Annotated in this window: 9 protein-coding genes; 4 read left to right on the top strand and 5 right to left on the bottom strand. The window is 52.3% G+C overall.

The window, feature by feature from the left end:
• Positions 1-101 precede the first annotated feature (101 nt).
• The 5 genes from fusA to SBL51_RS12780 all read right to left on the bottom strand — a co-directional run bounded on the left by fusA (position 102) and on the right by SBL51_RS12780 (position 6,988).
• Entirely contained in the window at positions 102-2,189 is a 2,088-nt protein-coding gene (gene fusA / locus SBL51_RS12800; protein ID WP_317931359.1) for an elongation factor G, read from the bottom strand.
• A gap of 333 nt (positions 2,190-2,522) precedes the next feature.
• Positions 2,523-3,848, bottom strand: coding sequence for a hypothetical protein (locus SBL51_RS12795; RefSeq protein WP_317931358.1), 1,326 nt, complete (start codon positions 3,846-3,848; stop codon positions 2,523-2,525).
• Between the two features lie 71 nt (positions 3,849-3,919).
• Positions 3,920-4,708 carry a hypothetical protein gene (locus tag SBL51_RS12790; RefSeq protein WP_317931357.1) on the bottom strand — a complete coding sequence of 263 codons (789 nt, stop codon included), beginning with the start codon at positions 4,706-4,708 and terminating at the stop codon, positions 3,920-3,922.
• A gap of 10 nt (positions 4,709-4,718) precedes the next feature.
• The gene (locus tag SBL51_RS12785) at positions 4,719-6,026 is read right to left on the bottom strand and encodes a hypothetical protein (protein ID WP_317931356.1); all 1,308 of its coding nucleotides are present in this window, start codon (positions 6,024-6,026) and stop codon (positions 4,719-4,721) included.
• A 272-nt stretch (positions 6,027-6,298) separates the two neighbouring features.
• Positions 6,299-6,988, bottom strand: a complete 690-nt coding sequence (locus SBL51_RS12780; RefSeq protein ID WP_317931355.1) for an XrtA/PEP-CTERM system exopolysaccharide export protein — start codon at positions 6,986-6,988, stop codon at positions 6,299-6,301.
• A gap of 1,104 nt (positions 6,989-8,092) precedes the next feature.
• Between SBL51_RS12780 and SBL51_RS12775 the strand changes: the two genes are divergently transcribed.
• From SBL51_RS12775 to SBL51_RS12760, 4 genes are all read left to right on the top strand, one after another.
• On the top strand, positions 8,093-9,109 hold the full coding sequence (locus SBL51_RS12775; protein ID WP_317931354.1) for a Gfo/Idh/MocA family oxidoreductase: 1,017 nt from the start codon (positions 8,093-8,095) through the stop codon (positions 9,107-9,109).
• A 57-nt stretch (positions 9,110-9,166) separates the two neighbouring features.
• A complete protein-coding gene (locus tag SBL51_RS12770; protein ID WP_317931353.1) occupies positions 9,167-9,979 on the top strand; it encodes a hypothetical protein in 813 nt (270 codons plus the stop codon).
• Between the two features lie 163 nt (positions 9,980-10,142).
• Positions 10,143-10,922, top strand: a complete 780-nt coding sequence (locus SBL51_RS12765; RefSeq protein ID WP_317931352.1) for a WecB/TagA/CpsF family glycosyltransferase — start codon at positions 10,143-10,145, stop codon at positions 10,920-10,922.
• Between the two features lie 39 nt (positions 10,923-10,961).
• Positions 10,962-11,963 carry a glycosyltransferase family 2 protein gene (locus tag SBL51_RS12760; protein WP_317931351.1) on the top strand — a complete coding sequence of 334 codons (1,002 nt, stop codon included), beginning with the start codon at positions 10,962-10,964 and terminating at the stop codon, positions 11,961-11,963.
• The last annotated feature ends 52 nt before the right edge of the window (positions 11,964-12,015 follow it).

Genomic DNA, 12,015 nt, shown 5'->3' with positions numbered 1-12,015 from the left:
CCCCCGGTAAGGATAGACGATGGTCGATGAAGTTTTTGGGAGGGGGCAATTTTCAGGCGAAAAAAAACCGCCCAATGGGCGGTTTTTTGAAGTAGTTCTAATTACTTCTTAGCTTTCTTCTCTTTTTCTGCCGCAATTACCTGCTCGGCAACCTGCGCGGGGCAAGGCAGGTAGTGCGAGAACTCCATGGAGAACTGGCCGCGACCGGAGGTGATGGTACGCAGGTGGCCGATGTAACCGAACATTTCTGCCAGTGGTACATCTGCTTTAATGCGTACGCCGGTTGCACCCGGCTCCTGATCTTTGATCATACCGCGACGACGGTTCAGGTCGCCGATAACATCACCCACGTTATCTTCCGGTGAGAAGACGTCCACTTTCATGATGGGCTCAATCAGCTGTGGGCCGGCCTTAGGCATGGTTTGACGGTAAGCGCCTTTGGCGGCGATCTCAAACGCGATGGCCGAGGAGTCAACGGCGTGGTAGCCACCGTCGAACAGCTCAACGTGTACATCCAGCATGGGGAAGCCAGCCAGAGGGCCTTCGGCCATCATGCCTCTGAAGCCCTTCTCAATGGCTGGGAAGTACTCTTTCGGCACGTTACCACCCACCACAGTAGACTCGAAGGTAAAGCCGGTACCGGGCTCGTTTGGACGAATGCGGTAGTCGATCTTACCGAACTGACCAGAACCACCGGACTGTTTCTTGTGGGTGTAGCCATCTTCCACGGCTTTGGTGATGGTTTCGCGGTAGGCTACCTGCGGGGCACCCACTTCCAGCTCAACGCCGTAGGTACGCTTCAGGATGTCGACTTTAATGTCGAGGTGCAGCTCACCCATACCTTTAAGGATGGTTTCGCCGGAGTCTTCGTCGGTTTCTACCTGGAATGAAGGGTCTTCAGCAACCAGCTTACCAATGGCAATACCCATCTTCTCGGTAGCCGCCTTGTCTTTTGGCTTCACGGCGATGGAGATTACCGGCTCTGGGAAGATCATCGGTTCCAGGGTGCACTCGTTGTCCGGATCGCACAGGGTGTGACCAGTTTGTACGTTCTTCATGCCAACCACGGCGATGATGTCACCCGCTTGGGCGGAGGAGATCTCGGTACGGTCGTTGGCGTGCATTTCAACCATTCGGCCAATGCGCTCGGTTTTGCCGGTGGCGGAGTTGAGGATGGTGTCACCCTTATTCAACTTGCCTGAGTAGATGCGGATAAAGGTCAGGGCGCCGAAGCGGTCATCCATAATTTTAAACGCCAGCGCGCGCAGTGGCTCTTCGGGAGAAACGATGGCTTTCTCGCCAGTGGGCTCACCGGTTTCAGGGTCGGTCAGATCCTGAGCTTCAACTTCAGTGGGTGATGGCAGGTAGTCGACAACGGCGTCGAGCACCAGCTGGATGCCTTTGTTCTTGAAGGCAGAACCACAGTAGGTGGGGAAGAAGGTCAGGTCGCGGGTACCCTTACGGATACAGGCTTTCAGCTGTTCAATGGTCGGCTCTTCGCCATCCATGTAGGCCATCATGATGTCGTCGTCGACTTCAACCGCGGTCTCAATCAGCTGCTCACGGTACTCGGCAGCCTTCTCGACCATATCTTCCGGGATGTCGACCACTTCGTAGTTTTCTGGCAGGCCGCTGTCGTCCCAGATGTAGGCTTTCTGGCTGAGCAGGTCAACCACGCCTTTGAAGTCATCCTCAATACCGATCGGCAGGGTCATAACCAGCGGGTTGGCGGCCAGAACCTTCTTCACCTGGCCTACCACGCGGTAGAAGTCGGCACCCATACGGTCGAGTTTGTTAACGAAGATGACTCGGGATACTTCGGAGTCGTTGGCGTAGCGCCAGTTGGTTTCGGATTGCGGCTCTACACCACCGGAACCACAGAATACGCCGATGCCGCCGTCCAGTACTTTCAGTGAGCGGTATACCTCAACGGTGAAGTCAACGTGCCCCGGGGTATCGATGATGTTAAGACGGTGGTCTTTCCAGAAACAGGTGGTTGCGGCCGACTGAATGGTAATACCACGCTCCGCTTCCTGTTCCATGAAGTCAGTGGTGGCCGCGCCATCGTGCACCTCACCGGTTTTGTGGATTTTACCGGTCAACTTAAGAATACGTTCGGTAGTTGTGGTTTTGCCGGCGTCTACGTGGGCAAAAATACCGATATTGCGATATTGAGCTAAATCAGTCATTGGTTTACTCGTTCGTTAAAAAATACTGAGGCGCAGGCCAATGCCCGCGCCCGGGAATAACGTTGCGTTTTGTCAATCTGTGCCGTGAGGTGCGGGTGCGGCCTCTTTTGTTTGAACCGAATTGGCTGCCGGCCTGGGTTTGATCGCCACAAACAGGGTTGCGCCAGTACTACCAGAGTATTTGGGCTGCCGTGTTGTAAAGGGGAGCGTCGCCAAATTCGGTGGCTTGGATAAAAAACGCGCGCAAGTATACAGGATTCTCCTGCGCCTGTTGAACTATATTTTTGTGATAACCCCGGCTGAATTCGAGGATTTTGGCCGTATGGGTGGCAATCAGGGGCGCAGTTGGTAGGTAACCTCCAGGCTGACCCGTTGTTCGTCATAGGTGCGGCCATTGGGGCCGGAGTCGCGATTGGTTTGCCCAAGGTTGAGGCCAAAGGCCAGCTTGGGGGAGGCTTGGTAGTTTAGGTTCCAATTATAGACATTCGTGGTGTTGTCGTTGCCGTTGTCCTGGTCGAACGCCAGTTCACTTTGACGGGCGGAAATATCCCAGCTCCAGCGCGGGTTGACGCGCTGTCTCAAGCTGAGCACCGCCGACCAGGTTTGCTGGTCCTGGCTGTCGTCGGGGGTGTGATCCTGCGTGGCATACTGCAAGCGCAGCGTGGTGCTGAAGGTGGTTGTCAACTGCTGGCTGATATCCAGGTTGCTGATTAGCAGGTCATAGCGGCTGACGATGTTGGAGTTGCCATTACCAAGACCGGCACTCTCCTGGGTGATGCTGGCGTCACCGGTTGCTCGATCCCCTCGCGATGTGTCGGTAATCAGATACTGAGTGGCAAAATCGATCTGTGTGACGCCGCTGTCAAAACCAAGCGTGATGGCGGCCATGGGTGATTTGATGTCTTCCTGGTCACTTACCTTGGAGATGTTATAGCCCAGTGCCAACGAATAGTTTACCTGTCGCAACTCAACGGCGTAGTAGGTCAGTAGGCTGGTGTAGTCATTCTTCCTGGCGAAGGGGGTGTCATAGTCTGTGGTGAGGCTTTTCAGCTGCAGACCAACGGTGTCGACATCGGTCAGACGGCGATTGACGCCTAGGCTCCAACCGGTGGTGTCGCTGTCGATGGAGTTGTTGACATTAAGTTGCTCATCGTTCCTGACCTGATTGTAGAGGCCGGAAACGTATACCTGCTGGCGACTGCTCTGCTGCAGAAAGTAGCGGGGGGAGACGGTGAGTGTATCCCGTGCACGCAGATTCCTCTGCAGTTCCAAATCGCCAGGTGTGCCCAGCAAGTTTTCACGATTATGGGTAATATCGAGTTGTGCCCGCTGCTTGAAGCCTATGGCGGAAAAGGTTGTTGCACCGATGATTTCATCATTGTTGGGTTGCGGGGTGGGGCTGTCGCTGTCGAAGTGAACATTGGTAAATCGATACTGGCTGTCGAGCTGCCATTGGCTGCGATTGAACTCCAGGCCCAGATCAAGCCAGGTTCTGTCCTCGCGTTGATCATATTTGTCGGTTTCGGACAGGTCAGCGTTGTCGCTGAATTCGCTACTATGGCCAATGCCTGTGGAGTATTCTGCCTGGCTGGCCGAAGTGGCCATGGTCAGCCAGATGGCGGTGGCTATCGGTATGCCTAATTTCGCTTTCACATTCATTGTGGTTGCTTCAGTGCAGCTGAAAAGATCCCTGTAGGGCTGCCTGCTGTAAGAGGCTAGGGGTCAGAGAGTTATTCGGTAAAAACAACGCCTGCCATTTTATCTTTGCCAAGCAGCTCAATCGATTCGTTAATCTGTGTTTGAGTGGTCTGCTTTGAGGGTACTACCAGCACCACCATATCGGCTATATCAGCCAGGATGGACGCTTCGGAATAGTGCAGAACTGGTGGTGTGTGGATGAAAATGAATACGTGCGGCAGTGAGTATTTAATTTCATTAAAAATGCCACCAAGGCGAGGGTGATTAAAAAACTCCGCAGCGGTATCGGTATGGCCGCCGGTTGGAATTATCTTTAAGTGTTCCACGCCGGAGGGGTAGGTGGCATCGGCCAGGGAGATGTTGGAGTCGCGCAGATGGTCTGTCAAGCCAAACTGGAAATCCCGAATCGCCAGATCCTGACGGTCGGCGGTGTATGGGTCGCAGTCGACGTAGATAGAGGATTTGCTCGTATCCATGGCGAAGCTGGTCGCCAGATTGAAAGCAACATCCGAGTTGTGGTGTGTTTTACCGCCGGCGCTGGTGATAAGGGTGATGGCGCTGGAACCACCCGACTTTCGCAGCAGTTTGGTGCGCAGTTCTCGATAGGCGTTCAAGACGTCCAGATTCTCCATGCCTTGATAAATAACCTGCTTGGCAACCATGGTGTCTGGCTTCCAAAGACGCTTACGCTCCTCTTTGGTAAGCACCATCTCACCAGCAATGAAACGGTTGACAAGGTCGTGGCTGTTGGGGTTCTGCTCCGAACCAGTGGCACGATTCGCTGCCCGCTTTTCAGTGATGATCTGTTTAAGTTTGTCCACAAACGGTCCTCTAGTCGGCGAGTAGCCAGAAAGAGGCTAGATAGCCGTACAGCACCAGGGCTCCAACGACCAGTGCCGCCAGCACCCAATTTACACGGTTGTGTACGACGCTGGTTGTCTGGGTTTCGTAGGCTGGGATATGAACGATGATGTCTACACCTTCTGGAAGTTTTGTGCTGCCGGCCAGGCCATAGCGAATTCTGGGGTCTAAAAATACGTATGCAAAGCATAGACCTAGAGGTAGCAGTGCTGCAATAAATGGTGCTGCGGCTATGAATAAAATAGGCGAGGGGCCCTGGGAAGCCAAAGGCACCACTGGTTGTTCCTGAATCCGATAGGTCATGCCCTGGCCCTGCTCGTCAATGGTCATGGAGAGCTTGGCGTTTTCCCGGCGCTGCAACATCTCCTCGTAAATCTGCTTGGTTTTGTCGTAGTCGCGAGTGAGCTCTGCCACGGTCGCCTGGTCGACAGCGGCCTTGTCTGCGCGATCGCTCTCCTTCTGCAGAAGCTTCTCCAGTGACTGCTTGCGGCGCAGCAGGGATTCGGTATCCAGTTCAATGGAGGAGAGGTTTGAGCGCAATTGCTCAAACAGGCTGGCGTCATCGCTGGTTGGATCGACCGGCAAGTTGGGGTATTCGGTGCGTAACTCTGCGAGGTCAGCCTGAATTTGGGCGATCTGGTTTTTGGTGGTGACAATATCCGGATAATCTTCCTGAAATGAGAGTTGTAACCCCTGCAGTTTGACTCGGGCGTCACGCAGTTGGGTGAGCAGCAGACTCTGTTGGCTGCGCGCCTGCTGGAGAACGCCCTCCTTCTCAATTTGTTGCTTCAGTGCTGACGACTTTGCCAGGCTCTCATCAATAGAGATTTCAAGCTCTTCTAGGTCTGAGCGCAGCTCGTTAATTCGATCAAAGGCTTGCCCTTCGGTGCCGTCCATATTCTGGATTTTAAAGTCCGATAGGCGTTTTTCGGCCTCGGCCAACTGCTTTTTATACTCTTCAACCTGCTTGCTGATGAACTCATAAGCCTGGGCACTCTCGGCCTGTTTCTCGGCTGAGGCATTGGTCATAAAAACATTGATGAGTGTGGCGAGGGCTTTTTGTGAGTACTCGGCGTTACTGGAGGTAAAGTAGAGGCGCAAAAGTTTGTCATCTACCACCTGGTGTGTGAGAAAACGCGACAGCCGTTTACGGGCATAGTCGATATCTTCTCCGGTGGACTTGTCGTCGATCATGCCCAGTTCCCGGGCAGCCCGTTCCAGTATTGCTGGAGAGTAGAGCGTTTCGATTACCACACTCGTTGGGCTGGGGACTTTCACGGCTGAAGCTCGCCCTTGCAGGAGAGGCTCAATGATCGTTTTGTGGTCCGCTTGTATCAGCGATGAGCTGATATAGCTCTGCGGAATGTTTACACCGACTAAAAAAATCACATAGCAGGCTGAGATAGCAGCCAAAGTTGCTGCAACTTTGTGATTCACCAGTTCCTTTAGTGTATGCCGAATAAGCGAAAGCAGTTGTTTGATATCCATTTGATCGTCGGTAGTGGGTTCAGCAGATTCTGACTGAAGCGTTGCTCTGTGTTGGCAGCCTGCTAGAAGAGTCTTTCTGGGACAGACAGAACATCAGATGGTTGCAACGGATAGTTGGCATCTAGTTTGCCCTTGTTTAGTAAGTCGTCAAGATTGACGGGATAAGCGGTCACTTTGCCAGCTGATTTGCGGTAGAGCTTGGCATTCTGGCCCGCAGCAAAATCATTGAGCCCGTCGGCCAGCAGAACCAGATCCAATATAGTCATGCCCTCCCGGTAGGGGAGGGAAACGGGGGAGTTGACCGCCCCAGTAACGCGCACTCGACGTTGAAAGTCAGCACTGGCTGGGCTGGTGACAATGACGGTCACCTGTGGTCCCTTAAGGAATGTACCGAGCTTGGTGGTAATGTCTGCAGCCAGAGCTTCCGGTGTTTTGCCCGCAGCCGATACATCACCGGCCAGGGGAACGGAGATTTTGCCGTCCGGCCGTACAGGTACGGAGACGGATAAGTCCGGATTACGCCAGACACTTATGGACAGTTGATCGCCAATGCCCACTAAGTACTCTACGGTTGCTGGCGGAGTGGCGTTGCCAATGGGAGTGGGAACCTGTTGGCTGGAGCAGGCGGTGAAGATAAGTGCCAGAAAGGTGCTTAATGTGACGGAGGTCAAGCGTTGAAACAGCCCTTTTGTCGGCTTAAGTTGGTTCAACTGTTTGAATTTGGCGGTCGGGGTGAGAAACTCCAGACTCATGAAAACGCTCCCTTTTCTGTTGGTGACAACGCTCGTGGCCAGTCATTATCCTCTTGACTTGGTGAAATGTCATTGAGCGAGGGCCAAGATGTATCTTATGCCAAGGTAGTGTAATTCTCTTGGCGGTCAAGGGCCAGCGGCATGTACGTAGTTGCAACAAAACTTGTTGGTTTTGGTGGGCAGGGCGTCATGGCTGGCAAAACTCTACTATTGTGAGAAGTGGACAGCTTTTTTGGTTACAGTGCATTTAGGTGGCAGCTAATCCCGATTAGTTCAATCGAGGATTAACAATCGACTAAATGTGCTTATAATGGCTTCGTCATCCGAGTTGCAAAGAGTGCAGCTGATAAGTAACGACAGGGGAATGAGATGGGTTGTTCGGTTGGCGTCTCAAGTGTCTTTAGCTTGATGGCATTGCGTTTGAGCGGTGGTGTTCGCGCTTCTACTACCCAAGATGTGGGCTGCTACTGTCCAGGTGGCGGGTACACAGTGTAGGGGTGACAGATGCCGTTCCAAGCAGAACAGAGAAATCGAGGCAGGGCGCTGGTCCAGAACAGTGCTCTGCAGGCTCGGTTTGATCCTCTCAGTTGGTTGTCTGTAACTGGCAGCTCAGCTCTTTGGCGAAAGTGGCTTGCTTCACTTGGTCGTCGCATCCTGAACATTTCTTATCTCCACTACCTCGAGTGCCTGTCATATCGGTTTGCATGCGCAATGGGAGAATTCGTTGATGACTGTTGTCAGCTGATGGCCGGCTTTGGTCCGTCAGCGTATTCTGGTTGGCCAGCGGGCACTGCTTGTAGTTCTCAGGTGCGTGGGTGCAGACAGAGTGACACGGTGTTAGTGCCAAGTAGCAAGGACGCTACTATGGCTATCTGGTCAGGACGACACCTTGACTTGTAACGGCGCTGCCATCAGGCGCTCAGTTACCCCGTTTGCTCGAGGTGGTTGGTAAGTGTTTGCTGTTGGGTTGAAACAGCCGATTTTATTTTTCCCCAAGGCGGTGTGAAGAAAGATGCGAACGGTCAGTAGTGGAGCCAAACCCCTGAGCTAGCCATTCATAGGGACTCATTTAAATTTGTTGTTTTAGGATTAAGGATATTGTTAATGGTAAAGGTAGCTCTAATCGGCGCGGGTAAGATGGGCTTGTCTCATTTTGCCATCATTTCTGCGCATCCTGAGGTGGAGGTGGTGGGAGTCTGCGATTCAGCAGCCTTTTTGACCTCGGCAATCACCAATCAGTTGGGTGTGAAAACCTTCAAAGACGCTAAGAAGATGTATAAGGAGAGTAAGCCCGACGCGGTCATAATCTCCACGCCAAACTCTACCCACTTCGAATTGGCCAAAGAGGCTTTGGAAGCTGGGGTGCACGTGTTCCTGGAGAAGCCGCTCTGTCTGGACCCGCAACAGGGTAAAATTCTGTCCGAAATTGCCGCACGCAATAATCTTGTTAATCAGGTCGGCTACCACAACCGCTTTATTGGTACTTTTCAGGAGACTCGTCGTCTGGTCGAGGCCGGTTGTGTGGGTGAGGTCTACCACATTGAAGGAAAAGCCTATGGCCAGGTGGTCATTCGACCGAAAACTGGCAAGACCTGGCGTTCCAAGAAGTCTGAGGGGGGCGGATGCCTGCACGACTATGCTTGTCACGTGGTCGACTTGATGAACTATATCTATAAGACGCCCAGTAAGGTTCGTTCCGCGCAGTTGCAGTCGATTTTCTCTGCCGATATTGAAGATGCGGTATTTGCTTCCTTTGACTACGATGCCGGTGTGACTGGCTATCTGGAGGCCAATTGGAGCGACCAGTCTTACCGCAAGATGAGCACCACCATCACGGTCTATGGCAAAAAAGGCAAGATCGTCACCGATCGTCAGGAGTTGCGGGTCTATCTCTCGCCTGGCAACACCTTTGAGGAATTGCAGGATGGCTGGACGTCCAAGTACATCACGGAGCTGCAAAAACCAGTTAACTTCTACATGCGCGGAGAGGAGTACTCAGCGCAATTGGATCAGTTTATTGATGGCATATCAGGGCGATCGGTTGCTGTTGAGACCAATTTCGCCACCGCCACTGCCACCGACCACATCATCGAAAGTATTGCTCTACTAGGGAAAGGATAAGCTATGGGCCTGCAGAGAATTTTATTTGGGGACAACCAGTTTTTTGGTGTTAACCATATGTCCGAGGATAAGGCCCGCGCCCAGTCCATGCGATTTCGCGATACCGAATCGATCATGAAGGTACTGGACAACGCCTACGATGCTGGCATTAAAGTGTTTATGTGTACCACCTATGACCGGGTTGGTGATATAGCGGATATCGTAAAGTCTAATCCGGACCGCTACCCGGATTTTGAGTTCTATCCCTGTATGCCTTATGCCCATAAGTATGCCAACTCTGTCGGCGAGGTCGGTATTCTGGAGACGCTCAAGCGTTTCTCGCCCAGTGGTGTGCTGGGTACGATGCTGACCGGTGCTATGTCGGTGGTCACCCAGGACGTGAACAAGATGTTGCGCCTGTTGGTGGATGCCGAGATGAAACGTTTCGAAGGGGTGAAAACTCCGGTTATCTTTCTCCAAAACGTGATCACCGATTTCATTCTTGGTCTTAAGGGCTATCAGTTTCTGGTGGAGTTTCACCGCTACGTACAGGAAAAATACAACGCCGAGGCTGGGTTTATTACCATGAACCTGCCACTGTTGATCAAAGTCCTCACCGAGAATGGCATTGAGAATCCTATTGTTTGTGCCAACATCAATAAGATCGGTTTTCGTATGTGCGGTGGCGTAGAGGCCTATAAAGAGGTGATCGCCAAGAACAACGCCCGCGTGGTGGCCATGTCTGTGTTGGCATCGGGTGCAATTCCTCCGCGAGAGGCCCTGGAGTGGGTTTGTGGGCTGGAAGGGTTGGATTCGATCGTTTTTGGTGCCTCTTCCAAAGGCAATATTGTGCAGACCAAGCAATTGATAGACGAGTTTTGGGGCTTATAGACGTCCTTATCCCCTAACAGAGGCTCGGTTTAAGCTGTGTGCGAAGTGTTTACAACGCTGGCCGGGCTCTCACAAGCGGGGAGGCGCGGCCGCAACCAGGCAGAGGGCATTGCGCAGTCGCCACTGCCGGCACTTGTAAAAACGATAGAAAGGGAAGTAATTGATGAAGCCTCGTAAGAAATCATCAGGCTATGAGCAGGTTCCGATGCTGAACGCTGTTGTGGACAACATCACCATGGATGAACTGGTCGATCAGTTAAATGAAGGAACGCTGCTAACGCTCAATGTTGAAATGCTGGCCAAGTTACAGAAAGACAAAGACTTTTACGATTTGTTGCCGGAGTTTGACTTTATTACCTGCGATAGTCAGGTGATGTATTTTATCTCCAAGATACTTGGCAAACCGTTCAAAGAGCGCGTGTCGGGGTCGGACTTCTTCCCCAGATTCTACATGCACCACAAGGATAATCCCGATATCACCATCTGTATCTGTGGTGGTGCGCCGGACGTGGCCAAGCTGGCCCAGGAGCGTATCAACGAGAAGGCGGGGCGGGAGATCGTTGTAGCTACCGTCTGTCCGCCTATCGGCTTCGATAAAGATGACGCAGCAGTGGATGCGGTGTTGAACGAGATTAACCAATCGAAAGCGACGGTGCTTATGATTGCTCTGGGTAGCGGTCGGCAGGAGAAGTTCTTTTTCAAGTACCGCGACAGGCTCGAAAGTATCAAACTGTTTCTGCCCCTGGGCGGCACGGTGGATTACGAGTCAGGAACCTTTCCCCGGCCAGCTCCGTGGGTAACGAACATCGGTTTGGAATGGGCTTACCGGTTGTTCAAAGAGCCTAAGCAGCGTTGGAACCGTTATGTGGTACAAGAGCCGCCGGTGCTTATCAATCTATTGAAACAGTGGCTGGGTATCTACAAAGATCCATTTGCTGAATAGTCTAAGTTGGCAGTTATTTCGAAGGATCAGAAAACAGACATGGAATCCAAAATTGGTGCAGTGGTCATCGGTCGTAATGAGGGTGAGCGTCTAAAGGCTTGCCTTGAGTCGATCTTGTCTTCTGTTGATATCGTTGTCTATGTCGACTCCGGATCCCAAGACGGCAGCGTCACCCATGCCGAAAGCCGGGGGGTGCATGTTGTCGAATTGGACCTTTCCCGGCCATTCAGTGCCGGCCGTGCCCGTAATGAGGGGTTCAAAGCCCTTGTCAAAGCAGCTCCGGATGTGGGGTTTGTGCAATTTATTGATGGCGATTGTCAGGTCGATGGTGGTTGGCTGGCCGCGGCTGCCAAGTTTTTGAGTGAAACCCCCCGGTGCGCAATCGTGTGTGGCCGCCGCAAAGAAAAATTTCCGGAAGTCAGCATCTATAATAAGTTGTGCGACATTGAATGGGATACGCCAATCGGCAAGGCGATGGCTTGTGGTGGCGACTTTCTTGCACGTGTAGAAGCTTTTGCGGAGGTGGGTGGTTTTGACCCGTCGGTCATTGCCGGTGAGGAGCCGGAGATGTGCTTCCGTTTGCGTGAGCGAGGCTGGGAGATATGGCGAATAGACCAGATGATGACCATGCATGATGCACAAATGACGCGCTTTAAGCAGTGGTGGTTGCGAGCTAAACGCTGTGGTCACGCTTATGGCCAAGGTCACGCGATGCATGGCGATAGCCCGGAACAGTACTACAAGCGTGAAGTGCGTAGTGCGATAGTATGGGGCCTTATGGTGCCGCTAATTTTGTTGATGGCTTTTCTAGTGTGGATTGCTGGTGCGCCTGCGGCTATTTTGATGTTGGTTTTTATTCCCGCGGTCTTATATTTGAAGGTGCTTAAATATGCATTTAATAGTAAAGCCCTGCCTCTTTCCACTGCTATGATATTTAGTTTTTTTATTGTGTTGGCAAAGGCGCCAGAATTGATCGGAATCATAACCTATCAGCTGCGTGCGCGTAACAATAAAGCCCCTAGTATTATTGAGTATAAATAAGTATTCGATTAGGAAATTGACGCAAAATTTGGACTCGGGTAGCCGTAAAAGG

This window comes from Halioxenophilus sp. WMMB6 (assembly GCF_033283405.1).
Taxonomy (GTDB): domain Bacteria; phylum Pseudomonadota; class Gammaproteobacteria; order Pseudomonadales; family Cellvibrionaceae; genus Halioxenophilus.
Note: the sequence above shows the minus strand (reverse complement) of the source record. Positions and strands in the feature narration are given on the sequence as shown.